This is a genomic window from Paraburkholderia sabiae (genome assembly GCF_030412785.1).
GTDB classification, from domain to species: domain Bacteria; phylum Pseudomonadota; class Gammaproteobacteria; order Burkholderiales; family Burkholderiaceae; genus Paraburkholderia; species Paraburkholderia sabiae.
Map to the genome: position 1 here is coordinate 93,012 of NZ_CP125298.1, position 25,704 is coordinate 118,715.

Here is a 25,704-nt window from a genome sequence, read left to right on the forward strand (position 1 = left end):
CGAACATCAGCCCTCTGGACACCGGTTGCGCACGGCCATCGTTTCGCCGGGCCCGAGTTTGTGCATTGTGCCCTCGGCGAACACAGACGCCGCACGCGAATTGACGATATCGGCAGTTATCGCGACATGTGCTGCGTCTGCGGCGATACGAAGCCGTTGCTGGCGAAACTGAAGCGATAGTGCGATGGCTGGCAAGGCTGGGGGCCATGCGGGTTCGACGACGAGATGTCCGTGCTCGACCTCAATCCCCGCGTACCGCCGCACGATGACATCAAGCCCGCCAGCGAGTGCGCCCAGATGCAGTCCTTCATGAGCGCTTCCACTGCATGGCGTCATGTCGGTGCCGAGTGCATCCATGAAATAGCGTAGCGACAGGTTGCTATCGTGCCGCGCCAACGCGCCCGCGCATGCGACTTTCGACAGACTGGATTCGTGCGTCAGCCGCACAAGATAATGATCGAGGGTGCGTCGCGCAGCGGCTTCGTCGAACCGATAACCGGCCTGTTCGAGCAATAATCGCAGACGTGTTTCGCCGAGCAGATAGAACAGCATGATCACATCGGGTTGCTTGACGATCTGCCATCGATCGACGCTGTCACCCTGACTTTCGAGAGCCCAGTCGACACGCGCATTGCCCTGCACGACGCTTCTGGGATCGCGGGCATACCGCAGCCCAGAAAAGCCGTCGAACTGCTCGATGATGCCGTCGTCTCTGAAGGAGACCGTCATTTTGCGTGCAATATTCGCCCACTCGCCTGGCTCGTCGGCCGTGAGACCGATACGTATTGAGAGTGCGTCGCGGGCGCTTGCGTCGAGCCGGGTTAGCGTTTTTTCCGCACGCGGCAAGGTCCACATCGCCATTACGTTCGTATAAGCATTGTTGTCGAGACCCGGATACGCCGCATCGGGATACGCATTGTGATACTCGTCGGGTCCGATGACGCCTTCGATGACGTAGCGGCCGGTCGACTCGTCGAGCCGCGCGATGCTCGCCCAAAAGCGGGCGATCTCGACGATCATCTCGGCACCTCGCTGGCGCAGAAATTCCATATCGCCCGACACCTCGACATAGCGCCACACATTCCACGCCACCGATGCGCCCACATGTCGTTGAAGTCTGGTATCGTCGCGCATCCAGTGCGCGTCGAGTGGATTGAACTGATAGAGCGGCGTCTCTTCGTCGCCCGTCGCGGCGCTGCGCCACGGGTACATCGCGCCCGCGAAGCCGGCGGATTGAGCAGCGCGCCGCGCCGCGTCGAGTCGGCGATACCGATAAAGCAGGGCACCACGTCGGTGTGCGTGCTCATTCCTGCCGACTTCGGGCAGCACGAAAAGGTCGTCCCAGAAGACGTGACCGTAATAGCCCTCCTGCCAGCCGCGTGCGGGAACACCCATATCCTCAAGGGCCGACTGTGTGTTGACGGTCTGCAGAACGTGAAACGCCCGCACGTTCAGCGCGCGGCATGTCTCCGGATCCGCGCAGTCGACGCGAACCTGTCGCCAAGCCGGGAGCCAGGCGCGATGGTGCGCCAGTTCGAGCGTATCGGGCTCAGCGGTGCCTCTCACGCATGCAAGCACCCCCTTGATCGGGTTTGGTGCCGTGGTATCGCGAGAAGTATGAACAGCGACAACTTTGTCGATACACACCGGCTCACCTTGGCGTAACGGTATAATCCTCGACTGGATGCATGCTTCGCGCTTTTTCCACTTCGCGTGCATCGAGTTCTCGGGGGAACCGCAGACGTGCAAGCGTGTAGCTACTGCGATTTCGATGGGTTGGCCAGCCAGCGTCGCGCTTACCAGGAGGACGCCGTCGCTTTCGCGGCGATGTGCAATACCGGCAAGATGACGTCCAGTGAACGCTTTCTGTCTTTCCACGAGAGCATTGCGAACATCGCTGTCGATACCGTCGGCGATCTCCAGTGGTCCGCTCCAGTCGCATGCGGTGATGCGCCAGCGGATTACGGCAAGATAGGGATGAGCAGCGCTGACAAACCGTCGTTCTTCGATGCGCGTCGATGCACCGTCCATGCGCAAGGTCATCGAACGAACGGCCGTGGCACGCAGCATGTCCAGTTCATGCCGGTATGCGAGCAATTCCGCTGTATCGGTGCCGAGCCACGCTGAACCCGGCCGTCGAGCCGCGAGTATGGTTGCATCCGGCAATCGCGGCAACGCCGTGCAACGTACGGAATGTCCTGCTACTTCACCGGTAACGGTGTCATAAAGGCCGGCGCGATAGAGTCCCGGATAGCGGGGCGATGTTTCGGGTGCCCCGGCGAGACTTTCGCGTGTCAGCCTCTGCTCAGGCGCACTCGCGCGCACGAAGAGAATGCCATTGCCCAGTCCGAGCAGTGATTCACGGCGAAGTTCGTCTTGCGGGGAATAGTCTTGGAAGCAGATGTATTCTGCGTACTCCGCTGGCATTGAAGCGTGCTCCCGGTCAGTCACCGAGAGTCTCGGTAGAGAGCCTGGCGCCCCATCCGTCGATCTCGTCGCGTCGCCCGTATGCCTGTTGTGAGCCCCAGCGTGTGACAGCCAGATTAGCGGCTGCCGTGGCAAAGCGAAGCGCTGCGTCGAGTGGACGCTGTTCGGCAAGCGCGACAGCCAGCGCGCCCGTGAATGCGTCGCCTGCGCCCGTCGAATCGACGACATCTACCGGTCCAACGCGTACGGCGGTCACGCCTTCCGTCGACGCCGCAACACAGCCACCGTCGCTGCGTTTGATACAGGCGAGCGCGATGCCGTTGTCGCGCAGATAGCGAGCCGCACGCACGGCATCCGCTTCGGATTCAATGTTTATCCCCGTAAGGGCGGACGCTTCTTCTTCGTTCGGGGTCAACGCATAGACGTTTGGCCACAGACTGCGGATTGCGTCAGCGACCAAATGTGTTGGCGGCGAGGGGTCTACGACAATACGCGCGTCGCGCTTCATCGCCGCGCCGAGCAACGCGCGGAATGCGTTGGCGTCTATCTCGCCATCCATCGTGACAAGAGTATCCGCGGGAAGCGATGCCATTTTGTCGATCGCGCGGTCGATGTCGACCAGCCGCCATATTTCGTTTGCGTTCGACGCGAGCACGATGTGCTTCTTTCCATCAGACGGCACGAGGATGACGGACACGGCAGTCGCAGCGCCTTGTGCCACGCCGACGCCATTCACGTCGACGCCAATCCCGCCCGGTTGCGCAAGCGCTTCCTTGCCAAAGTCATCGCTGCCGACCATGCCGATCAATACCGCTTCGTGCCCGAGAAGTCGCGCAAGATAGGCACGGTTTGCGGCCTTGCCGCCGGGCAGTCTGGAAAAATCGTGCGCACGGACGGTCTCCGCATCTAACGGCTCGTCGATGCGCATCTGAAGGTCGATGTTGATGCTGCCAATACTCGCAATGAATGCCACGGTGCGCTGACTATGTCCAGAAAGAGTCTGCAAAAAACGGCGCAAACGACGCGCCTGGCGCGTCCCGAAGATGCGGTCTCTACCGCGCCCCGACCTTCCATATCGTCACTTCATGCAGCGTGTCGCCGCGTTTCAGGACCGTGCTCGCAAACGCCGGATGGTTCGGTGCATCTGGGAAATGCTCTGCTTCGAGCGCGAAAGCGTCCCCCTGGCGATAGGCGGTTCCACCTTTGCCTGCGACACCTCCATCCAGACCGTTCGCTGTATAGAACTGCAGACCGGGCTGCGTCGTGTAGATATTGAGAACGCGGCCCGACAACCGGATCGTACGCGCGTGCGGCGAAGGCAGCAGGGGATTGCCCGCCGTGATCGAGCACATAATTTTCGTCATAGCCGCGCGCGCCGACGAGCTGAGGAAAGCCCGCATGCAAATGCGCACCGATGGGCGTTAGTTGACGCAGATCGAACGGTGTACCGTCGACTTGCGCAATTTCTCCCGTCGGAATGGATGTCTTGTCGGTCGGTGTGTAGCGAGACGCGTCGATCTGGATCAACTGACGTTCGACGTTTCCGCTGCCTTGTCCTGCCAGGTTGAAATAACTATGGTTTGTCAGGTTGACGACCGTGTCCCTGTCGGTCTTTGCCTGATGGTCGATGCGGATCACGTCGTCTGTGAGCTTGTAAGTCACGTCGGTCGTAAGTGTGCCCGGGAAGCCATTTTCGCCGTCAGGGCTCACATAGCGCAGCGTGACGGTCGAACTGGACGCGTCGCTGCGCACGTCTGCCGCGCTCCATACTTTCGTGTCGAAACCCTGCGGTCCCCCATGCAGCGTGTTGGGCCCATCGTCGATGGGCAATTGCCATGTCTTTCCATCGAGCGGGAACCGGCCACCCGCGATGCGGTTCGCGTAACGGCCGATCGTCGCGCCGAAATGGATGTTGCCGCTATGATTCTCGTAGTCGCTGAGTGAGTCGAACCCGAGCACAATATCGGCGGGTTTTCCCGTTCTGTCGGGTACGTCGAGCTCCGTCACGATCGCCCCGTATGTCATGACTTTCAACGTTACGCCGTGGTTGTTTTGCAGCGTGTATCGGCTCACTGGTTGCCCCGTCCGAGTCGTGCCGAATTCACCTCGGGTGATGGCCACATCACCGCCTGATGCAGAAGCGCTGGCGAACGCAAGCGCAGCAATGAAGAAAGAACGGGCGATGGGCGCTGTCATCAACTGGCTCCGTAGGGAAATGCGTCCGCAGCGAGCAGCAAATGCCAGTCCTGCGAACGCGCGGTCGCATCCATTGAGTCCACTTATCTGCTGTTCAGCCATCCACCCAGTCGGTCCATAGCACCACCAGAACGGTCATCAGCGCGGGGCCGACAAAGATGCCGATCAGCTCGAACGTCTCCGCGCCACCGAAGATCCCGAACAGCACGATCAGGAACGGTAGCCGCGCGGTGTTGCCGACCACCAGCGGACGCACGAAGTGCTCAGCGACAAGCACGACGAGAAAGCCGAACCCGGCGACGGCTATCGATGGGACGACTGCGCCTTGGACAACAAGCAGCCACAGCGAGACGCTGCAAAAAACGACGGGCGCACAAAGCGGCAACATTGCCCCGATTGCGGTGATGAAACCGAGCAGCACGGCATGCTGCACGCCCGCCAGCGCGTATGCGACGAGTAATAGTGCGCCCTCACCGATGCCGACGATCACGAGCCCGGACACGGTTCCGCGGACAGCTGCCGCCATCCGCTCGGCGAGTGCCTGACCTGCGTCGCCGAACGTGCGGTGCACACCCTTCATCAATGATTTGGAAATTCGCGGGCCGGCCTGAAAGATCACGAAGAGCGTCAGGCTCATGAAGCCGAATAACATTAACCCATAGTTTCCTCTCGGGCCGGGAGCGGGCGACTGCCGTCACTTTGGCGCGATAGCGGATGGCATACCATCGCAGGAAAGGTCAGGCAGGGCGTCAATGAAGGCACGGGCACTGCGGTCAACACTCGCGATCGCGACGGCCTCCGTTGAGTACGCGACGGGCTCGTCGAACGTGCCGACGACCCTTTTAGCAGGCCTTAATTTGCGGACATGGATGACGTGGCACGTCGACTTCAGGGCACCGGAGAACCGCGAGGATCCATTGCTGCGTGCGCGCTTCGATAATGAAGCCGCGGTATTTTCCGATGAAGTGAGACTTCATAGTTTGTAGCAGGCGAGAGACGTTGACGTCATCATCTGGCATCGCTGATGTTGAACCGGCAGCAAACGTTCTGATGTCGAATGCGGCCCTGGCTCAGCCATATGGATGGCGACGTTACCGGAAGACGTAAAGGACGGAGTCGTAACATTCAATGGGCCCATCTTGCGCTCGCCTTGCTCGGTGATTACGGCCAATAACTCATAGGTCTGAGAGGCATGCGGCATGAACAAGATGCGGCGTCGTAGGCTACTCAGCTTGACCATCCCGGCCACAGAAAACACAGACGAAAACGTGTGCGGCGCTGACCGCGAACCTCCGACATCCACCAGACGGACTCATACAGTCCATATCGTCAGCGGTGCGATAGCGTGTATGCTCGGCGGCCTCGCGCGTCGAAGTCAGGCTACATCAACTCGTTGATGTATTTCCTGGTTGTCCAAGTCGCGTCATCACGTACGTGACAGCCTTGCGTTTCGTCTATCGCGAAAAATTTGCCGGACGGACGCTGAGCCGGTAAAAACTCTACGGCTTGCCGACAGCGTTTAACACAAGGAAAAGTTGTTAGCATCGGGCACGTTAGGACTTGGTCGCGCTCCCTGATTTGCCTACACTGTCCGTAATGGGATAGAAAACGGGTGCTGTCTGTTTGGGGCATCGCATCTCTGCCCTATTGGCATCGTTAAGCCCGCGCGCGGACCTGATAACGTCAGCTGCATCCGTCTATCGGAGGCGCCATGCTTGTCTATCATCACGGAGTAGCGATCCAACCGTCGGTCACAAGAAGCGGCAACACGTTTGTAGCACGTGTTTGCATTCTTGAGGAAGACGGCGAAGCAACCTCGCTTGGGGATCTGGGACACTTTGCGAATTCGCAATCGGCGTTCGCATTCGCGGTGCGGTGCGGTGCGGCACGGCATTTGTCGATGACGAGCCGCTGCCGCGGGCTCCGCTCTCCTATCAGTCCAAGGCAGCACTCAACGTTGGAGACTGAGAGGTTTGCTGGCAACCGTCTACGATAGTAAAGCAGCGGGTGTTAGCACGAGGACGAGTGCCTTCCGCAATCCCAGGAGGGCATGGTTGGGCAAACGGGGATGGCGCCAATGCTTCATTCCGAAATCTACAAGTTTACCTACACACGCACGAGCGGAAGGCAACGTACCTATGATGTGGTGATCAACCTTGTTCGTCGGGACTCGGGCATCTTCGCCTACGAGGCGTGGGTCCACCATTCGGGCACATTCAAGGGCAATGGTCTTGTCTTTCCCTTGGTGGCTCAAACGACGGCACAGGCAGCGGTCGAAGCACGCGCGCGCATTGAGGACCATATAGAGAACCTGCTTGGCGTCGCAGAATAAATAATGCGACGCGTCCGGATTGCTCGTGAGCAATGGCGCCGCACCGCGGTTAGACATAGCGCACGATCTACCCTTCATTTCTGGGCATTCATTGATGGTCAACCGTCGCTGACACAACTAAAGTATCTGGATTTCAGCTCCGGGTGTGCGGGCGGGTTCGCCGTACGTCCGGTCGGACCGGCCGGCGCGAGCGCTTCGCGCCTTCATGCCGCGCTCTGGCAGTTGCTACCCTGAAGCCCTTTGCGCGAAGAACTAGGCCGCGTCATCAAAATGGCGGAAGCGAAGGTCGGGTGCGCACGCTAGGGCGGCTTTTGCATTGACGCTCTCGACCCGGCAGGTGAAGATTGGCCACCGTAGCCTTATGATCGGTGTCATGAATCGGGCTGGATTCGAACAGCATGTCCGAATCCGGGGCTAATGCACAACCGGTGCGGTCGCGCCGTGCGCGCAATCATGAAGGGACGGTCTGATTGCCGTCCAAACAGGGCTGCCGCTTGGCATGTACGGCATGGCGTGTGACTACGCCCCAACCGGTGGTTTGGCGGGTTGATACCTTGAGGCAGGGTGCTCGATTCCTGCGACCGGAACTGGGTTCACTGCGGCACGCGCCAAGCGGCGCGGCTACAGAATCTCATTCAACTGGTTGGCGAGCGCGATCGAAGCTTGAACGGCAGCGGATGGCATCAGACCGAGCAGCAGCGGAAGCCGAAGCCACCCGCGCTGCACGCAAGCAGCGCCACGACGCAGTGCGCGTTGGGAAAACGTCGCGACCTGTTCGTTGCTCGGTGGCGCGCGGGAACCGCGGCAATATGCTTTCTCGCCGGTATCCGTTCGAAGCCCAAACACGGATCGAACATTCGATAGCCCGATCGCGCAGGCGCCTACGCGGCAGCGATGCAGGCCCGTTTCCCATGCTGATGCCCATTCAGAGAGAGAGCGGCGCTCTGTCCAGCGCGTCCAGTGATAAAACCACGTTTGATCCGATATCAACGAAGTAAAACAGACATATCCGGGAGCAGCCCTGATCGAAGTCGTTCACGAAGCGCATCGAGGCCGCCTTCCTGCGGGACGATCACGTCAATACTGAGCGACTCCACATTCTGGGTCCGATCAACGTGGACCCTCCAGGAGCCAACGCGCAGGCCTCCCGTCATCAGACTTCGCCAAACGGGTATGGCATGCAGTCCTCCGATACCAGCGCTGACCACAAGTCGGTGGATTTCCATGATTGCATACCTAAGAATCAATTGATTGCTGGGGACCAACAAGGGCACACATGGCCGATGCCTCCTTTCCCGTCCGCGATGTCGATCATCTGTCCGGGCGTTGCTTGCGTCAACGTTTTCTTTGACGCATCAAAACGATGCCTCGATTCATACGGGTTGTTAGCATCGGGCGCTGTTTTTGCTGCCATCAGATACAAGTACCTGCGTGTTGAGAGGAGCGCATGGTGAATTTCCGGCGAATGCCCTTCACCGTTATCACCGGCGTTATGCTTTTTCTCTGGGGCGTGACGTTCTCGGTGCTTGGACTATGGCTCGTCTATCTCGGCGGCTCATGGTATTACGCGCCCGCCGGCGTGCTGCTGGTCGTGAGCGGCGCCCTCATGGCCACGGGACGGCTCGCCGGTTGCTGGCTGTATGGCGGGTTCGTTGCCGTTACCGCATTCTGGTCGCTGTTCGAAGTGGGAACTGACGGCTGGAAGCTCATGCCACGACTGTTGTTACCCGCAGTGTTTGGCGTTTGGTGTTGCACGCCATGGGTCGTTCGACCGTTGTCTCGCCCTGACCGCGAGGACAGCGGGGACCGCGCAACTCTTGCGGTCGCCGTTTGCTATGCGGTCGTGATTGCCGGCATATTCGGATCCGGATTTGCTGACACAGCAGCCCGCCAGCAGCAGTTTTTATCTGTCGCGGCGCCCGCTTATGCTGCACCTGCCGAGGCGTCGTCCGCGCTCACAGGCGAATGGCAATACTATGGCCGCACGGAAGAAGGCCAGCGCTATTCGCCACTTACGCAGATTACCGCTGCCAATGTCGGTGACCTGCAACTGGCGTGGCGTTTCGATACGGGCGACGAAGCACGTAGCGGGGAAACCGAAGCGGGGCGCGAGTTCAATTTCGAGGTCACGCCCGTCAAGGTCGGAAACCGTCTTTTCATCTGCACACCGCATCGCCAGGTCATTGCCCTCGACGCAACTACGGGCAAGCTCCTGTGGAAATTCGATCCACACGCTGATCTGTCCGCCAACGAATATTTTGCATGCCGCGGGGTGGCCTACTACGCGTCGGCGCGCTCGTCGGGCGGAACCACTTCAGCGGCCGATGCCTGCCGGCAGCGCATTATCACGACGACGGGTGATGCTCGAATGGTCGCACTCGATGCATTGACTGGCCGTCCCTGCGACGCGTTTGGCAATCACGGCTTCGTCAGCCTCACGGAGAACATGGGCAAGGTCCCTCCCGGTTTTCATTTCATCACGTCGCAACCGCTAGTCATAAAAAACCGGATCGTGCTCGGAGGGTGGATTTACGATAATCAGGCGAGGGGCGAGCCATCGGGTGTTGTCCGGGCTTTCGATGCCGCTACGGGTAAGCTGGACTGGGCCTGGGACATGGGCCGTCAGGATCCGACCGCGCCGCTCGGTCCCGGCGACATCTACACGCGGGGCACGCCCAACGGCTGGGGCACCTATACCGCCGATCCCGCTCTGGGGCTTGTGTATGTTCCGCTGGGCAATGCCACGCCGGACTACTACGGGGCGCAGCGCCGCACATTCGATGACGAATACTCAAGTGCGCTGGTTGCGCTGGATATCCAGACGGGCAAGGAGCGATGGCATTTCCAGACTGTCCATCACGACGTCTGGGACTTTGATCTGCCCATTGGTCCTTCGCTTGTTGACCTCACAGACGGCAGTGGCAACAGGACGCCTGCTCTCGTGCAGACCACGAAGATGGGGCAGCTTTTCCTGCTCGACCGGCGCACCGGAAAACCGCTTGCCGACGTTGTCGAGAAGCCGGTGCCGACAGCGCACCCAATGCCGGGCGAACGCCTTTCCCCTACGCAACCCTATTCTGTCGGTCTCCCGTCGCTCGCGCCTGCGAATCTGACTGAGCGTGATACCTGGGGGGCGACTCCATCGACCAGCTCTGGTGCCGCATACAGTTCCGACGCGCGCGCTACGACGGCCAGTTCACGCCTCCGACGCTGGGAACCATCATCGCGTACCCCGCATTTGACGGGGTCATCGACTGGTACGGCGCTTCGATCGATCAACGTCGACATCTTCTGGTGGCCAACACCAGCTATATCCCTTTCACAATGGAAATGATGAAAGCCGACAAGGCGATCAGCAAAGGACTGATGAAACCCTGGGCCGGATGGTCCAGCAACGAGCGGTATCCGAAGCCCAGGGAGTTCGCGGTCGGACCCGAGTACGGCACACCGTACGCCGCCGTTGTGAAGCCGTGGCTTTCATTCCTCGATGCACCGTGCACCGCGCCACCGTGGGGCAAACTCGTCGCGATCGATCTCCAGTCCCGCAAGATCGTGTGGGAACGGCCGATAGGAACGACCCGAGACATGAACATCCTGAATACGCATACGAACCTCCCTCTGCCCACCGGGATCTTTACGATGGGCGGCAACATCATCACGGCCAGTGGTCTCGTCTTCGTGGGCGCCACAGCGGACGACTACCTGCGCGCCTTCGACGAAAAGACGGGCAACGAGTTATGGGACACGAGGCTTCCGGCCGGGGGCCAGGCTACGCCAATGACTTATATCGGTGACGACGGCAGGCAGTACGTGGTGATCGCCGCCGGCGGTCATGGCGGCCTGCGTACACGCGCGGGCGATTCGGTGGTGGCGTACGCATTACCGCGCTAGGCGTGTTGCGGATACTGCCCGGTGTTAATCCGTTCAGTTCGAAGGACGCGAGACATGCAACGCGCAGGACGACAGGGACAGGCCGACGCGTCTGCAAACAGCGCGAACCTCGTCGCCGTCGTGCTGGCGACAAAGGGACGTCCCGATGCGATACCCTGCACGCTCGCCTGCCTTGAACGTCCTTCCACCCTTCCGGCAAGCTGCGGCCGGAAACGTACGGCGCACCATCAGACACCTTACGGCGCACCATCAGATGTTCTCCGTAGTAGCGAACCGGCAGCCACCCGTCTTCCGGTCCATATCCCTGGACGCGCGCAACCAACGGCGGGGGCTGCACGGCCGGAGCCGCCCACGACGGCCCGAGTAATCGCGATGCCGGCGTCACGGCTGCATCGCACGGCAGCGTACACGCGAAATTTGCTGTCTGCTGCCTTTCCATCCTGTCCATGGCCAAGGCGCAGGGCTGACTGCTATCGCCAGGCTCTGCAGCAGGGATGCGATGACAGGATTGATGGATTGGGAGCAGTGGCGGACATAGCGGCTCGCGAACCGGGTCGTGTGTCGCAGATCTTCAACGCGGATAAAGAACGCGAGAGACGCGCGAAATTTCTCGGGGACTGTCTTAGGTCGCACGTGTTTCGGTTGAGCAACAGGCGGGTGCATTTCCCTTTAGCCTGCTGTGAGCGCGATCTGACGGTCCGGTTTGTCAGCATACTGAAGCGTGCAAGGTCGCGCGCCTGCGGCCAGGCAACGAGGTGTTGATGTCCACGCAGAATTGACCCAGTGGGTCAGTATTCGGTGGAAATCAACCCGTGCTTCTCCAGATCTTTCGGCATCTCGCCCTCAGTATGGCAATGATGAACACGGCGATAACGCAAAAGGGAACGCTGATAGCGACGAGAAAGAAAACACTATACACGGGGCTCTCAGGCGCGCGCTGCATCAGATTGACAAAAGTCAGAATCCCCAAAACGACGCTCGAGAGCACGACTGCCTGGAAGAAGTTTCTGGAATTGATGACCGCAATGGCACAACACGAAAAAATCAAAAGGGGGATAAAGAGAGCGCCTGGCCACGATCCGTTATACGAGTGATCCCAGACCGAAAAGAGAACATAGGAGAGGATCACCGTCATCAGTGCCACGAGATTCTGCACGGTAAGTCGCGCAAACACTTTATCTTTGCGAAGAAGTCGGCTCCGCTGCGTTGGACCGAAGTAGGTGCCAACCGGGAGGCCCTGGTCGAATATACTAGCGCTGCTTTGCTGGCTCGTCCGGTTGCGAAACAACCCAACGAGCGTAGGATTCCCATCGCTCTCATTTGTTGCGTGCAGCTCAATGTGCAGCTGGTCGCGATGCATTCTTTCAATGCGAGCATCAATCATATCGAACAGGACGCGGGTGGAAAGAAGCTCGTTGCAACCCCAATCTCCTTCATCGAGGGAGCGTACTAGCGCATCACTGAATATTGTGCAGCCGTATTCCCCGACGCCAAGAGGCGCGTCATCCATGGTGCTTGCACAGAGTACGGCCGTGCCGCCGATTGTGACAGAGTCGGGTCGTGAAGTAGCGTCGAATGTAAATGCCTTGGCGGCCTTCCGCGCGACCACACATTCGCCATGCTGGAATACTCGCAGTGCGGGTCTCGAGAAACAGCAATCCAGAATAATAAACCGCTGAAACTCTTTCGCACACCCAAACAGAGCAGTCGCCAGGTCTATTAGCATCAGGCCCGATGGCGCATTGTTTGAACCCGTAGATGCCAAGGCAAAGAGATAATCCTGGTTTTTACCATATAGGTATGCACGACCGACGTAGTATATGACCAGATTCCGAGGAAGACATGCTCCATGACGCTGGGTAAATCCGTTGAGGAATTGTTCAATTTGCACTAATTGTTGCGACGCAGTCGCTTGCGAATTGAACAGGTCCAATACGCCGTCCACTGCGATGGTGGGAATCGCTTGCTGGCAAAGCCGCTTTTGAAACGCTTGCTTCGACATGAGAAAAGCCGGTTCGGACGCGTAGATATGGCGGGGAAACTCTGAGGCCCCCAGGAATATCACACATGTGCGTGGATCGGACATATCTCAGCCTCTCGCTGTCTGGCGCGTCTCGCGTCGCCCGCGAAGTACGCGTGCGTTCATGACGACCACTCAATTTCGAGTTCATCAGTCCGGAGGCCCGCCCGGGCTCCCCGGCGGGGGCCCCGGTTCCGGCTTCTCGGGCGGCACCGGCCTATTGGGCGACGGTGCATCGGAAGGCGACGGCGTATCGCCAGGCATAACAGGCTCTGACATGGTTGTATCTCCCCTGCCGCTTTGCGTCCGCGCAGTTGCGTACCCGGCCGGAGCCGGAGCGCGGAATTATCACGCTGTCTCGATAGCAGCAGCAAACCAACTGGAGCATCGGACGTTCCGCCATCGCGGGTCACCTTGCGAAACGGCAGCGGTTTCGCTTTGTAGCCGATGGAGCGAGCCGAACGTGGGTAAGTCACATGGCGGCGAAGATTGCAGTTGTAAGCCAGCGAGGCTGGCTGGTTAAACCGGATCACGAGCCACCGAGCCGAATCGCACCCCGAACCTGACATTGCTGTATTAATTAGCGACTGTTAAATGTACCGGCACCCTTTGTAAGAACGACAGCGGCGTGTATGTGGGAAAGGTTGAAGCGGAGACGGCGCCCGAGCATGCTTGCCGCAAGGCAGCTAGCGACGAAGTATGACAGCGCCCGGATACTGCTACACCGGCGAATGCTCTAGTATCCGTGCCTGGTGAGCGACGCGTTGGCATCACATATGCAGCGCATGCCGGCGATAGAAGTCCAGACCCCAGCGGATGGCGTGTGCTTTCATGGCGCAAGCGTTCAGTCAGTCAACCGTTCTTGCCCTCAAGCTGTTTTCCTTGACGGCATTTCTGCTTGTGATTGCCGCCATCACTGCTGCGCGTTGGTACGCTGAGCCCGACGCAAAGACAGAAGAGCCTGTCGAACAGCCGATCCCTTTCAGTCATAAGCATCACGTAGGCGATGATGGTATCGACTGCCGTTATTGCCATACGTCGGTGGAAAAATCCGCGTTCGCGGGCATGCCGTCGACTCAGATCTGCCTGACCTGCCATTCACAACTGTTCACGGATTCGCCCGTACTCGCTCCCTTGCATGCCAGCATGGACAGCAATACGCCAATCCACTGGAACCGCGTGCACGATCTGCCGGATTTCGTGTATTTCGATCACAGCATTCATGTCAACAAGGGCGTCGCGTGTATCGAGTGCCACGGTCGGATCGACGAAATGCCTTTGACAGCGCGCGTGGCCTCGCTCGACATGCAGTGGTGCCTGCAGTGCCACCGCAACGCACCTCGGCATATACGTCCACTCGCTGACGTGTTCAAGATGAGTGACATCCGGCCGTTATCGCAGCAGGAGATCGGGCAATTGAACAGGCTCTTTCATCTGCAGGATACGCGGCGGTTGACCGATTGCTCGACCTGCCATCGTTAAGACCATGCGCCATCGTCCCATCATTCCGATCGTATCGGCCAGCGAAGAGGCGGCAAGTCCCGAGCGCCGCGCCTTCCTGAAGCTCATGGCTGCATCGCTTGCGATGGCTGGCGCGAGTTGCAGTGGTCCGCCGCAGGAAGAGATCGTGCCGTATGTGCGAATGCCGGAAATGATGGTGCCCGGCAAGCCTATGTACTATGCGACCAGCTTTATCCACGGAGGTTACGCGCAAGGCGTGCTAGTGGAGAGCGAGATGGGGCGCCCGACGAAAGTGGAAGGCAACCCCGGACATCCGGCAAGCCTGGGCGCGACGGGGGCATTCGCGCAAGCCTCGGTGCTGCAGCTCTGGGACCCCGATCGTTCACAAACGGTGCAGCGCGGCGACACACTGTCGACGTGGGAGGCGTTTAAGGCAGCCTTGCTCTCGCAACGCACGCAATGGGAGGCGAACGGTGGGGCGGGTCTTCGAATCTTGACGGGGACCGTCACGTCGCCAACCTTGGTCGACCAGATGGCAGCCTTGTTGACTCGCTATCCGGAGGCCCGCTGGCATTGTCATGATCCGCTGCACGACGACGCCGCCTTCGACGCGACTAAGCTCGCATTCGGAGCGCCCGTCGACGTGCTGTACCGCTTCGATCGTGCTGCAGTCATTGTCAGTGTCGACGCGGATCCTTTCGTCAACTGGCCGGGATGCATACGTTACGCGCGAGACTTTCTGCGAAACCGTCGCAATGATTCACCGCAATTCGACAAACGGCTCTATGCGCTTGAGGCAAGCCCGCAATTGCTCGGCGCACTGGCTGACAATCGGCTTTCTTTGCCGCCGCATGAAATCGAAAGAACGGTATGGCGCATTGCGTCCCGCATCGGTATGTCGAGTGGTGACCTGTCCATCATTCCGCCCGCGTCTGACCAGCGCGCCGCCAGGTGGGAAGAAGTGCTAGCAAAGCGACTGCTCGCGAGCCGGGGGCGGTCGTTGGTCGTGGCGGGTGGCAGCATCTCGCCCCGCACGCGGGCACTCATACATCGGATGAACGAGCATCTGGGCAATGTCGGCGAAACGATCGTGCCGATCGCATCCGTCGAAGCGCAGCCGCAAAATCATGCCGAATCGCTTGCGACACTCGTTAACGATATTCACGCGGGGAAGGTGACATCGCTGGTGATGTTGGACGTCAATCCCGCCTACGACGCGCCGCCGGACATCGATTTCGAGGGCACGTTGCGGAAGCTACCGCTCTCTGTGCACCTGGGCCTTTACTGCGATGAGACGGCACTTGCCACCACCTGGCACTTGCCTGCCACGCATGGGTTCGAGCAATGGAGCGACGGCCGCGCATTCGACGGCACGGCTTCCATCGTGCAGCCAATCATTGCGCCGCTCTACCACGGCCACTCGGCGCACGAGTTGTTGGCTCTTTTGACTGACGGCGAGGAGCAGGCGGGGTATGCCCTCGTACGCCGCTACTGGCAGAGCAAACAGCAGGGCGGGGATTTCGAGCAGTTCTGGCAACAGGCACTTCGCCAGGGGCTCATAGCGGGCAGCGCCAGCCCACCGCTTACGCTGAGCGCCTCGCCTCAGTTACCGCCGCGGCCGGATTTCAATGGGCCCGCACTGCGCGCCCTGTTTGTCGCCGATCCATCGGTTCATGGCGGCGAATTCGCTAACAACAGCTGGCTACAGGAACTGCCGCGTCCATTCACAACGATGACATGGGATAACGCGGCATTGCTCGGCGAGCATACCGCGCAGGCCTTGCGCGTTCGCAGCGGCGACGTGCTGCGCCTGTCGCTCGAACATGCGCCGGAACACGCGGTCGAGGCGCCCGTATGGGTGTGGTCCGCTCACGCGGAAGGCGTCATGACCCTGCCGCTCGGATACGGCAGGTGGGCCGCCGGTCGTGTCGGCAACGACGTGGGCTTCGATGCCTACCGCCTCAGGGTTTTTCGAGGCTCGCACGCATTGAAGGCGGAAAAGACCGGACGTCAGGTTGCGTTCGCCACAACGCAGAACCATCAGCAGATGGAAGGGCGCGAGATCGTGCGAATGGCGACGCTCGACGAATATCGCCGCAACGCACACTTCGCCAATGACGAACCGCGCAAGCGCACGCCGGAGATGTCGCTATATCCCGAATGGCAATACAAGGACTACAAATGGGGGATGGCGATCGATCTCAACGCCTGCATTGGCTGTCGCGCGTGCATGATTGCCTGTCAAGCCGAGAACAACATTCCCGTGGTCGGCAAGGAAGAGGTCGCGCGCGGGCGCGAGATGCACTGGATTCGCGTTGACAGATACGACGTCGGGCCCGCATCTCATCCGCGCAGCGCCTTCCAGCCTGTGCCTTGCATGCATTGCGAAACCGCACCTTGCGAGGAAGTCTGCCCGGTCGGTGCCGCCGTGCATGACAGCGAGGGCCTCAATGTGCAGGTCTACAACCGCTGTGTCGGCACGCGCTTTTGTTCGAACAACTGCCCTTACAAGGTGCGGCGCTTCAACTTCCTGCAGTACGCGAATACGGCAATCGACCGTCCGGGTCCCGCGTTCAACCCCGAAGTGACGGTGCGTCGCAGGGGCGTGATGGAGAAATGCACATACTGCCTGCAGCGCATCACTCGCGGGCGCATCGAGGCGGAAAAACTCGGACGCCGCTTACGCGATGGCGAGGTGGTGACGGCGTGCCAGGCGGTCTGCCCGACGCAAGCCATCGCCTTCGGCGACCTCAACGATCCAGCGAGCAAAGTGAATCGCGCCAAAGCGTCGCCATTGGACTACGCATTGTTGGCCGAACTGAACACGCGACCACGCACCACCTATGCAGCGCTCGTACTCAATCCCGATGACGAACTGGAGCAGGCATGAACCCGTCCTCGGAGCAGCCACCCGTTTCGAAGGATAGCGAGGTCCTTCGCGCCGGTTGGGGCTATGCGAGCGTCAGCGACAAGATCGCCAACCTCGTGCTCAAGCGCCCCGTTCATTGGGGCTGGCTGATGGCGTTTCTGGTAACGTTCGCCGGCACGCTGGTGCTTTTCGGAGCGGTCACATGGCTGTTTATCAAGGGCGTCGGCATCTGGGGTGTCAACATACCTGTCGCGTGGGGGTTCGCCATCGGCAACTTCGTCTGGTGGATCGGCATAGGCCATGCCGGAACCTTCATATCGGCTTTCCTTCTGCTGCTACGCCAAAAGTGGCGCACGTCGATCAATCGCTTTGCCGAAGCGATGACGCTCTTTGCAGCGAGTATTGCGGGGCTCTTTCCGATTTTGCACCTTGGGCGGCCGTGGTTCTTTTACTGGCTCATCCCGTATCCCAACGTCATGAACGTGTGGCCGCAATGGCGTAGCCCTTTGGTGTGGGATATCTTCGCTATCAGCACTTATCTGATCGTGTCGCTGCTCTTCTGGTATGTCGGTCTGATTCCCGACCTGGGCACGCTGCGCGACCGGGCCTGCGCTTCCGGCAGACGCTTCGCGACGTTTGCCTATGGCCTGCTTGCCCTCGGCTGGCGCGGCGAGGCACGGCATTGGGCGCGCTATGAGAGTGCGTACCTGTTGCTCGCGGGGCTCGCGACACCGCTTGTGATTTCAGTGCATTCGGTGGTCTCGCTGGACTTTGCGATAGGCAACACGCCGGGCTATCACTCCACCATCTTCCCGCCGTACTTCGTGGCCGGCGCCCTGTTCTCCGGCTTTGCGATGGTCCTTACGCTCGCCATTCCACTGCGCTACTTTTTCGGTCTGGAGGACTTCATCACGCAACGCCATCTGGCGAATGCGGCGAAAGTGATGCTCGCCACCAGTCTGATCGTCGTCTACGGCTACGCATCGGAGATCTTTACGGCCTTTTATGGCGGCGATCCCTTCGAGCAGTACATGACCACGAATCGCTGGTTCGGCCCGTATGCGCCCGTTTACTGGTCGATGATGTTTTGCAACGTCGCGGTGCCGCAGCTTCTGTGGTTCCGTCGCGTGCGCCACAGCGTGCTGACTTTGTTTGCGATCAGTCTCGTCATTAACGTCGGCATGTGGATGGAAAGATTTCTTATCGTGGTCTCCAGTCTCCATCGCGACTTCATGCCCTCCGCGTGGGGACTCTTTATCCCCACTGTCTGGGACTGGTTGACCTTGTTCGGATCGATCGCGTTCTTCGCCTGGCTGTTTCTACTGTTCATCCGCTTTCTACCCGTCATTTCGATCGCCGAGATGCGCGAACTCGTCCATGAAAGCGCGGAGGGCGAAGCATGAGCAACGGCGTCTACGGTCTGCTCGCGGAATTCCGCACCAGCGAGGCGTTGCTGGAAGCGGCCAGGCGCGCGCGCGAGGACGGCTTTCGCAACGTCGAGGCCTATGCACCGTACGCGGTGGAAGGCATCGCCGAAGCAATCGGCTTCAAGACCCGCAGCGTGCCACTCGTCACGCTGATCGGAGGTATCGTGGGCGCGGTGGGAGGTTATTTCCTGCAATGGTATTCGGCGGTGATCGACTATCCGATTAACGTCGGCGGACGACCATTACACAGCTGGCCGTCGTTTATCGTGCCGACCTTCGAGCTCACGATCCTCGGCGCTGCGCTCGCGGCGGTGTTCGGCATGCTGGCGGCGAATGGCTTGCCGCGGCTCACTCATCCGGTTTTCAATGCGCCTGATTTCGAACAGGCCACCCGCAACCGTTTCTTTCTTTGCCTGACGGCGCGTGACCCGCGTTTCGATATCGAGCGCAGCAGACGCTTCCTGGAAGGTTTGCAACCGATGTCGGTTGTCGAGGTGCCGCGATGAACCGGCTAGCGGGAATCGTGTTGTCGTGCTGTGTGGCCGCGTCGCTGGGCGGATGCGAAAAGGCCAAACAGGACATGTACGACCAGCCCAAGTACAAGCCGCTCGCGCGAAGCGATCTGTTCCCTGACGGCAATTCATCGCGACCGCTGCCGCCCGATAGCGTGCCTTATTCGAAGGGACCGTTCGCCGGAACGTCGAGCGGTCGCAAGGGCACCGACGCCGTGAGCACAGACATCGCGGCCGGGACTGCGCAGTCTAATCCGTATCCGGTGACGATGCAGCTGCTGCTGCGTGGCAGACAGCGCTTTGAGATCTATTGCATGCCGTGTCACAGCGCGGTCGGTGACGGCGACGGCTTCATCGCGCGACGGGGTTTTCCTCATCCGCCCTCGTATCATGACGAACGCCTGCGTCAGGCGCCCGACCGGCATTTCTTCGATGTCGTCACCAACGGCTATGGCGTGATGTATCCGTACGCCGACCGGGTCGATCCGCCCGATCGCTGGGCGATCATCGCGTATATCCGCGCGTTGCAGCTGAGCCAGCATGCCGACGTCACCAGGCTGCCTCCTGAGGTACTCGAGCACCTGAAGGCCACGCAGTCAGGAGGCACCACTCGATGAACCGGTATCTGCCGCTGCTGGCCCTTGCCGCTCTCGTCGCCATTTGCATCGCGGCGTGGTCCGTTGCGCCGAGGGCGTTGCTTGGCGCGTATCTCGCGACGTGGTGGTTCTGCTGCGGCCTCGTGATGGGAGGGCTTGCGAACGTCTGGGTCCACAATCTGACGGGCGGACGATGGGGCGAGGTGATACGCGAGCCGCTGCTCGAGCTGTCGCGCCTGGTATGGATTCTGGCCTTACTTTTCCTGCCGATGCTGATCGGCATGCACGATCTGTACTCATGGGTGTCGCGAGCATCCACGGGAGCGCAGCGCTGGACAGATGAACTGCCTGCACACAGTGCCTGGTTCAAGAGCCTGTGGCTGACGCCATGGTTTTTTGTCGTGCGCAGCGTGTTCTATCTGGTTGTCTGGACGTTACTTGCATCGCTTTCAAGGAGCCCGTCACTGCGGCGCTCCGCGCGGTTCTCGGCTGCGGCGCTGATCGTCTACGGCTTGACCGTCAGCCTCGCGGCCGTCGACTGGGTGATGTCGCTGATGCCGATCTGGTACTCGAGCGTATTCGGCATGCTGGTCGGATTGAGCCAGGCGCTCGCCGGCATGGCGCTCGCGGCGGTGATAGCGACGCGTATGCGCCCTTTGCCGCCGCCCATCATCTTTCGCGATCTCGGCAACCTGCTTCTGATGTACGTCATGACATGGGCTTATCTCGCGTTTACCCAGTTTCTGATTATCTGGGCGGAGAACCTGCCGCATGAAATCGCCTGGTATATCCCGCGCATGGAGCATGGCTGGCTTTACGTCGCGTGGCTGTTAGCGGTGTTCCATTTTCTCGCGCCACTCCTGATCCTGCTGTTTCGCAATGCCAAAGAGGCGCCGGCGCTACTTGGAGCGCTGGCTGTCGGATTGCTGGCTGCTCATCAGCTCGATGTCTGGTGGACGATCTTTCCGTCGCTGCCGGTTGACTGGTTGCAATGGCTGTGGACTGTGCCGCTCGTGATCATCGCCTTTTTTGTCGCCGGTTATGTGGCGATAAGAAAGGGCTCCGGCAGTGCCACGGCCACTGCTGCGGGGGCTGACTATGTCTGATCAGCGAACCGATGCGTTGAACGCACCTAACGAGGTGAGCGTGCGTGGCGTGGTGTGGGGCGGCGTGGCCATCGCCGTCAGCATCGCGCTTGTGGTGGTGGCGGCGTGGTTGCTTTGGCACTGGTGGGGTGCGCCGTCCGGCGCGCCGCCTCACGGTGCGCGCAATACGGGGACGGTCTCGCAAGCTCCGTCGCCCGCATTGCAAAGTTCGCCGCGGCAGGAGCGCGCGCAGTATGAGGCCGAAAAGCGCAAGTTGCTGGAATCGTGGCAATGGATAGATCAGCAGCACGGTATCGCGCGTATCCCGATCGAAGAGGCGATGCGCATCATTGCCGGTCAAACTCAGAGTCAAAGCCAGAGTGAAGATCCACGCAAAGGTCAAGACCAGAGCGTCCAACCGCCCGATGTGCGCAAGGAGCCCCGCTGATGCGCATCCACGGATCGCGATGTGTCTCTAACGAGTCAAGCGCAGGACGCCGTGTTGGCTCCGTCGTCGCTCGAAGCAGGCGGTGCCGATGGATGCTGCTGCTCATCGCGGTCGCCTTTACGTTCGGCCTGTCGCGAGAACAGCCGGCGCACGCGCAGGCGCTTGCGGTTCCTGCGCCGGCACAGACCCGATACGTGCAACGGCTCAATGCGACACTGCCTCTATCCAGCACATTCACCGACGACAAAGGGCGCCCCACGCGTCTCGGCGCGTACTTTGGCAAGCGTCCGGTCGTCTTGGTGCTGGGTTATTTCCATTGCCCCAATCTGTGCAGCACGCTGATGGATGGCGTGCTCGAGAGCCTGGCAGCCGTGGATCTGCCGCCGCAGTCCTATCGCGTGTTGGGCGTGAGCATCGACCCATCGGAGACGCCCGAGCAAGCCGCCCGAAAAAAGGCGTCTTATGCGCCCGTGCTTACCGACAAGGGTGTTCAGATGACTTTGTTGACGGGAGCGAAGCCGCAAGTCGAAACGCTGGCGCACAGCGTCGGGTTCGAATACGTGTATGACCGGGAGTTGCAGCAATACATGCATCCCGCCGGTTTCCTCATTGCTACGCCTGATGGCCGCATTTCTCACTACTTCATGGGCGTTCGCTTCGATCCGCGCGATGTCCGGCTCGCGCTGATCGACGCTTCGTCACAGCGCATCGGCTCTCCCGTCGATCAGCTGCTTTTGCTGTGCTCGCATTACGACCCGGTGACAGGCCGTTACAGCGCGCAGGTCATGACGGTCGTGCGCGCGTTGTCTGTGACCGTGCTGGCGGCGCTCGTCATCTGGCTGTGGCGTGCTGCGAGAGGAAGAAGGGGCGCAGCATGAATCCTTCTTTCCATCTGTTGCCACACAGCGCGACAACGGCAAGCGGTCGCTACGATGCGCTGTTCATCACACAGACAATCGTATTGCTCACTGTTGCGCTTGCCATTGCGATCCTGATCGTGGTCTTTTCGGTGCGTTATCGCGCGGGATCGAAAGCCGATCGCAGCAACGCGCCGACCTCTGCCCGCGCGGTTGAAATCGCCTGGACCGTGACGCCGCTCGTGCTTTTCATAGCCACGTTTATTTGGGCGGCCTATGACTTCACGCAACTGTATCGCGTGCCGCCCGATGCGATGCCGGTGTTCGTGGTCGCCAAGCAGTGGATGTGGAAACTGGAGCATGCAAACGGCAAGCGGGAGATCGACGAATTGCATGTGCCGGTGAACAGGCCCGTACGTCTCGTGATGACTTCACAGGATGTGATTCACAGCTTCTACGTGCCCGCGTTCCGGATCAAACAGGACGTGGTGCCGGGACGTTACACGACCATCTGGTTCATCGCGACGGAAACCGGCGAATTCCATCTTCATTGCGCCGAGTACTGTGGAACCGATCACGCCGCCATGGGTGGACGCATCATCGTGATGCAGCCGGGCGAATACACCGCCTGGCTGGCGCGCGGCAATACGCAGCCAGGAATGGCAGCGCGCGGCTTCGAACTGTACCGGCGCTATGGCTGCAGCGGATGCCATGAGGCGCAGGCCTCTGTTCATGCGCCCGACCTGCATGGCTTGCTCGGGCGCGACGTACATCTGTCGGATGGCCGGTCGCTGATTGCCGACGAAGCATACATCCGCGATTCCATTCTCCTGCCGCGCAAAGATGTCGTGGCCGGTTACAAGCCGATCATGCCGTCGTTCGCCGGACAGATCAGCGAAGAAGATCTGCTGGCGATCATCGAATATATCCGTTCCACTGGAGGCGATCATGCACGCGCGAGTCAGTGAAGCCGACCTGTCGGATTATCTGGAAGGCTCGACGCTGAAGTCGTGGCTGACCACTCACGACCACAAGCGCATCGGCTGGCTTTACATGATCTCGATCACGGGATTTTTCTTCGTCGGCGGTGCGGCTGCGGCTCTGATGCGGCTGAATCTCGTCACGCCGCAAGGCTTGCTGGTTTCCGCCGATACATATAACCGCTTGTTTACCGCGCATGGCGTGATCATGGTGTGGATGTTCCTGATCCCGTCCATTCCTTCCGCGCTGGGCAACTTTCTGATGCCAATGATGATAGGCGCGCGCGATCTTGCGTTCCCGCGTCTGAATCTGCTGAGCTGGTACATCTTCGTGGTCGGCGGAGTGTTCACGCTGGGCGCGCTCTACGCGGGCGGAGTGGATACGGGATGGACCTTCTATGCGCCGTTTTCCACGATGTTCTCGCACAGCAACGTGATCATCGCTGTAGCGGGCGTGTTCATTGTCGGCTTTTCGTCCATCCTGACCGGCCTGAATTTCATTGTCACTGTGCACACGATGCGCGCGCCGGGCATGGCATGGTTTCGCCTTCCGCTGTTCGTCTGGGCAAATTATGCGACCTCGATCATCCTCGTGCTGGCCACGCCGGTGCTGGCGATGACGCTCGTATTGCTGGCGGCCGAACGGCTGTTGCACATCGGCATCTTTGATCCGGCACTGGGCGGCGATCCACTGCTTTTTCAACACCTTTTCTGGTTCTATTCGCATCCTGCCGTCTACATCATGGTGCTCCCTGCGATGGGCGTGGCGAGCGAGATCATTCCGTGTTTCGCGCGCAAGCGCGTGTTCGGCTACCGCTTCATGGCCTATGCGATCCTTGGCATTGCATCGATCGGCTTTCTAGTCTGGGGCCACCACATGTTCGTGTCGGGCCAGTCGATGTACGCGAGCATGGTGTTCTCGCTGCTTTCTTTTCTGGTTGCTATTCCATCGGCAATCAAGGTCTTCAACTGGACCGCAACGCTCTATAAAGGCCGCATTACGTTTTCCGCACCGATGCTCTATGCGCTCGGCTTCGTTGGCCTCTTCACCATCGGCGGCCTTGCGGGGTTGACGCTGGCCTCGCTGGCACTGGATGTGCATTTGACCGACACATACTACGTCATCGCGCATTTCCACTACATCATGGTCGGCGGCACCGTGATGGCTTACCTGGGCGGCGTCCACTTCTGGTGGCCAAAGATGACGGGACGCATGTACCCCGAAACATTGGGCCGCGTGGCCGCTCTGATCATTTTCTTCGGCTTCAACCTGACCTTCTTTCCGCAGTATCTGCTCGGTTTCGAGGGCATGCCACGCCGTTATCACGCGTATCCACCGGAGTTTCAGGTGTTGAACGTTCTGTCGTCGGCCGGTGCTTCCATTCTCGCGGTCGGCTACCTACTGCCGTTCTGTTACCTAATCTGGTCGCTGTTCTACGGCAAGCGTGCGGGCCCTAATCCGTGGCGTGCCACCGGCCTCGAGTGGCAGACCTCTTCACCGCCGCCGAAGCACAACTTCGAACACACACCCGTCGTTCGGCGAGACGCATACCAGTACGATCCCGAAACGGGAGAAGAGGAGCCGCAATGACCGATCACGCCGAACAGTTCAATACCGCCGCTCAGCAGGAAGAAGCGTCGATGCTGGGTATGTGGACTTTTCTGGCAACCGAAGTAATGTTTTTCGGGCCGCTCTTCTTCGGTTATCTCTACGGACGCTCGCATTTTCCCGAAGGCTTTGCGGCTGCGAGCCGTCACACGGACGTCACGCTCGGCACAATCAACACAGCCGTATTGCTCACGAGCAGCATGCTGATGGCGATCGCCGTGCAGGCGCGTAAAGTCGGCGCTGTGCGGCTCGCCGCGCGCATGCTGTTTTTCACGGCGGCGCTGGGCATCGTCTTCCTGATCATTAAGGGAACGGAGTATTGGAAAGAATTTCACGAGCACCTGGTGCCCGCAGCGGGATTCGCTTTCCCCGAAACACACCACGCCGACGCCGCGCAATTATTCTTTTTTCTATATTTCGGCATGACGGGGCTTCATGCTCTACATCTGATCATTGGCGTTGTCATGGTCCTTGGCTTTGCACTCGCACTTTCGCGCGTCGAGCGCGAGTTCGCAAAAGCTGAGCGCATCGACGTTGTGGGTCTTTACTGGCATTTTGTCGATATAGTGTGGATTTTTCTTTATCCCTTGCTGTATCTCGTCGACAGGAGTAACGGATGAGTTCGAATGAAGGACATGGGTACAAAGACGAGGTGAAGATATGGGCGGCGCTAGTGGCATTGCTGCTCCTCACGTTCGGCAGCTCGTATCTGAAGCTGGGCGCGTGGAATAGCGTGATCAATCTTCTGATTGCCGTGGCAAAAGCGCTGCTTGTTGCGATCTTTTTCATGAACTTGCGCCAAGCTTCTCCCATACTGCGCATCGCCTCAGTCACTGCATTGCTGATGCTGGCTCTGCTGTTTGGCTTGAGCGGTACGGACTATTCCACGCGAACTATCCGGGGCAGTTCGTGGCAAGCGCCGACGGGGGCGCAAGGCGCGGGAGCGACCGGGTCATAGGACGCTCATCCACCCACAGTCCCTGGCCTGCGAAAC

At 59.9% G+C, this 25,704-nt stretch carries 16 protein-coding genes and 3 pseudogenes; 14 read left to right on the plus strand and 5 right to left on the minus strand.

Annotated elements, in window-relative coordinates; genetic code table 11:
* Positions 1-6 precede the first annotated feature (6 nt).
* From QEN71_RS43075 to QEN71_RS43090, 4 genes and pseudogenes are all read right to left on the minus strand, one after another.
* The gene (locus QEN71_RS43075) at positions 7-2,451 is read right to left on the minus strand and encodes a glycosyl hydrolase family 65 protein (RefSeq protein ID WP_233472106.1); all 2,445 of its coding nucleotides are present in this window, start codon (positions 2,449-2,451) and stop codon (positions 7-9) included.
* Positions 2,444-3,400: a PfkB family carbohydrate kinase gene (locus QEN71_RS43080; protein ID WP_201659368.1), complete on the minus strand. Its 957-nt coding sequence runs from the start codon at positions 3,398-3,400 to the stop codon at positions 2,444-2,446. Before QEN71_RS43080 ends, QEN71_RS43075 begins: the two co-directional genes overlap by 8 nt.
* A 79-nt stretch (positions 3,401-3,479) precedes the next feature.
* Positions 3,480-4,623: pseudogene (locus QEN71_RS43085) on the minus strand (aldose epimerase family protein).
* A 94-nt stretch (positions 4,624-4,717) separates the two neighbouring features.
* Positions 4,718-5,275 (minus strand): annotated as a pseudogene (locus tag QEN71_RS43090) (AI-2E family transporter); the annotation flags it as partial.
* A gap of 1,425 nt (positions 5,276-6,700) precedes the next feature.
* Between QEN71_RS43090 and QEN71_RS43100 the strand changes: the two are divergent.
* Both QEN71_RS43100 and QEN71_RS43105 read left to right on the plus strand, forming a co-directional pair.
* Positions 6,701-6,955: a hypothetical protein gene (locus QEN71_RS43100; RefSeq protein ID WP_201659362.1), complete on the plus strand. Its 255-nt coding sequence runs from the start codon at positions 6,701-6,703 to the stop codon at positions 6,953-6,955.
* Between the two features lie 1,708 nt (positions 6,956-8,663).
* Positions 8,664-10,846: pseudogene (locus QEN71_RS43105) on the plus strand (membrane-bound PQQ-dependent dehydrogenase, glucose/quinate/shikimate family).
* An 805-nt stretch (positions 10,847-11,651) separates the two neighbouring features.
* Here the strand turns inward: QEN71_RS43105 and QEN71_RS43110 are convergent.
* Positions 11,652-12,848: a hypothetical protein gene (locus tag QEN71_RS43110; RefSeq protein ID WP_201659355.1), complete on the minus strand. Its 1,197-nt coding sequence runs from the start codon at positions 12,846-12,848 to the stop codon at positions 11,652-11,654.
* A gap of 849 nt (positions 12,849-13,697) precedes the next feature.
* Between QEN71_RS43110 and QEN71_RS43115 the strand changes: the two genes are divergently transcribed.
* From QEN71_RS43115 to QEN71_RS43170, 12 genes are all read left to right on the plus strand, one after another.
* The gene (locus QEN71_RS43115) at positions 13,698-14,348 is read left to right on the plus strand and encodes a cytochrome c3 family protein (RefSeq protein WP_201659353.1); all 651 of its coding nucleotides are present in this window, start codon (positions 13,698-13,700) and stop codon (positions 14,346-14,348) included.
* Positions 14,349-14,352: 4 nt separating this feature from the next.
* On the plus strand, positions 14,353-17,217 hold the full coding sequence (locus QEN71_RS43120; protein ID WP_201659351.1) for a 4Fe-4S dicluster domain-containing protein: 2,865 nt from the start codon (positions 14,353-14,355) through the stop codon (positions 17,215-17,217).
* Positions 17,214-18,599, plus strand: a complete 1,386-nt coding sequence (nrfD, locus tag QEN71_RS43125; RefSeq protein ID WP_201659349.1) for an NrfD/PsrC family molybdoenzyme membrane anchor subunit — start codon at positions 17,214-17,216, stop codon at positions 18,597-18,599. The genes QEN71_RS43120 and nrfD overlap by 4 nt, the downstream gene beginning before the upstream one ends.
* Positions 18,596-19,129, plus strand: a complete 534-nt coding sequence (locus QEN71_RS43130) for a DUF3341 domain-containing protein (protein ID WP_201659345.1) — start codon at positions 18,596-18,598, stop codon at positions 19,127-19,129. The genes nrfD and QEN71_RS43130 overlap by 4 nt, the downstream gene beginning before the upstream one ends.
* Positions 19,126-19,752 carry a c-type cytochrome gene (locus tag QEN71_RS43135; protein WP_201659342.1) on the plus strand — a complete coding sequence of 209 codons (627 nt, stop codon included), beginning with the start codon at positions 19,126-19,128 and terminating at the stop codon, positions 19,750-19,752. The genes QEN71_RS43130 and QEN71_RS43135 overlap by 4 nt, the downstream gene beginning before the upstream one ends.
* Positions 19,749-20,837 (plus strand): hypothetical protein, encoded by a 1,089-nt coding sequence (locus tag QEN71_RS43140; RefSeq protein WP_201659339.1) that lies wholly within the window; start codon positions 19,749-19,751, stop codon positions 20,835-20,837. The genes QEN71_RS43135 and QEN71_RS43140 overlap by 4 nt, the downstream gene beginning before the upstream one ends.
* Positions 20,830-21,264, plus strand: a complete 435-nt coding sequence (locus QEN71_RS43145; RefSeq protein WP_201659336.1) for a hypothetical protein — start codon at positions 20,830-20,832, stop codon at positions 21,262-21,264. Before QEN71_RS43140 ends, QEN71_RS43145 begins: the two co-directional genes overlap by 8 nt.
* A gap of 92 nt (positions 21,265-21,356) precedes the next feature.
* Positions 21,357-22,142 (plus strand): SCO family protein, encoded by a 786-nt coding sequence (locus tag QEN71_RS43150; RefSeq protein ID WP_201659333.1) that lies wholly within the window; start codon positions 21,357-21,359, stop codon positions 22,140-22,142.
* Complete coding sequence (gene coxB, locus QEN71_RS43155; protein ID WP_201659329.1) at positions 22,139-23,089, plus strand: cytochrome c oxidase subunit II; 951 nt, start codon at positions 22,139-22,141, stop codon at positions 23,087-23,089. The genes QEN71_RS43150 and coxB overlap by 4 nt, the downstream gene beginning before the upstream one ends.
* Positions 23,070-24,692, plus strand: a complete 1,623-nt coding sequence (ctaD, locus tag QEN71_RS43160; RefSeq protein ID WP_201659326.1) for a cytochrome c oxidase subunit I — start codon at positions 23,070-23,072, stop codon at positions 24,690-24,692. Before coxB ends, ctaD begins: the two co-directional genes overlap by 20 nt.
* Positions 24,689-25,330, plus strand: a complete 642-nt coding sequence (locus tag QEN71_RS43165; protein ID WP_201659323.1) for a cytochrome c oxidase subunit 3 — start codon at positions 24,689-24,691, stop codon at positions 25,328-25,330. Before ctaD ends, QEN71_RS43165 begins: the two co-directional genes overlap by 4 nt.
* Complete coding sequence (locus QEN71_RS43170; protein ID WP_201659320.1) at positions 25,327-25,668, plus strand: cytochrome C oxidase subunit IV family protein; 342 nt, start codon at positions 25,327-25,329, stop codon at positions 25,666-25,668. Before QEN71_RS43165 ends, QEN71_RS43170 begins: the two co-directional genes overlap by 4 nt.
* Positions 25,669-25,704: the final 36 nt, after the last annotated feature.

Bases quoted from the DNA above. Each gene is read 5' to 3' on its own strand.
- QEN71_RS43100 (WP_201659362.1), top strand. From the start codon at position 6,701: ATGCTTCATTCCGAAATCTACAAGTTTACCTACACACGCACGAGCGGA.
- QEN71_RS43110 (WP_201659355.1), bottom strand. From the start codon at position 12,848: ATGTCGAAGCAAGCGTTTCAAAAGCGGCTTTGCCAGCAAGCGATTCCC.
- QEN71_RS43115 (WP_201659353.1), top strand. From the start codon at position 13,698: ATGGCGCAAGCGTTCAGTCAGTCAACCGTTCTTGCCCTCAAGCTGTTT.
- QEN71_RS43120 (WP_201659351.1), top strand. From the start codon at position 14,353: ATGCGCCATCGTCCCATCATTCCGATCGTATCGGCCAGCGAAGAGGCG.
- nrfD (WP_201659349.1), top strand. From the start codon at position 17,214: ATGAACCCGTCCTCGGAGCAGCCACCCGTTTCGAAGGATAGCGAGGTC.
- QEN71_RS43130 (WP_201659345.1), top strand. From the start codon at position 18,596: ATGAGCAACGGCGTCTACGGTCTGCTCGCGGAATTCCGCACCAGCGAG.
- QEN71_RS43135 (WP_201659342.1), top strand. From the start codon at position 19,126: ATGAACCGGCTAGCGGGAATCGTGTTGTCGTGCTGTGTGGCCGCGTCG.
- QEN71_RS43140 (WP_201659339.1), top strand. From the start codon at position 19,749: ATGAACCGGTATCTGCCGCTGCTGGCCCTTGCCGCTCTCGTCGCCATT.
- QEN71_RS43145 (WP_201659336.1), top strand. From the start codon at position 20,830: ATGTCTGATCAGCGAACCGATGCGTTGAACGCACCTAACGAGGTGAGC.
- QEN71_RS43150 (WP_201659333.1), top strand. From the start codon at position 21,357: ATGCTGCTGCTCATCGCGGTCGCCTTTACGTTCGGCCTGTCGCGAGAA.
- coxB (WP_201659329.1), top strand. From the start codon at position 22,139: ATGAATCCTTCTTTCCATCTGTTGCCACACAGCGCGACAACGGCAAGC.
- ctaD (WP_201659326.1), top strand. From the start codon at position 23,070: ATGCACGCGCGAGTCAGTGAAGCCGACCTGTCGGATTATCTGGAAGGC.
- QEN71_RS43165 (WP_201659323.1), top strand. From the start codon at position 24,689: ATGACCGATCACGCCGAACAGTTCAATACCGCCGCTCAGCAGGAAGAA.
- QEN71_RS43170 (WP_201659320.1), top strand. From the start codon at position 25,327: ATGAGTTCGAATGAAGGACATGGGTACAAAGACGAGGTGAAGATATGG.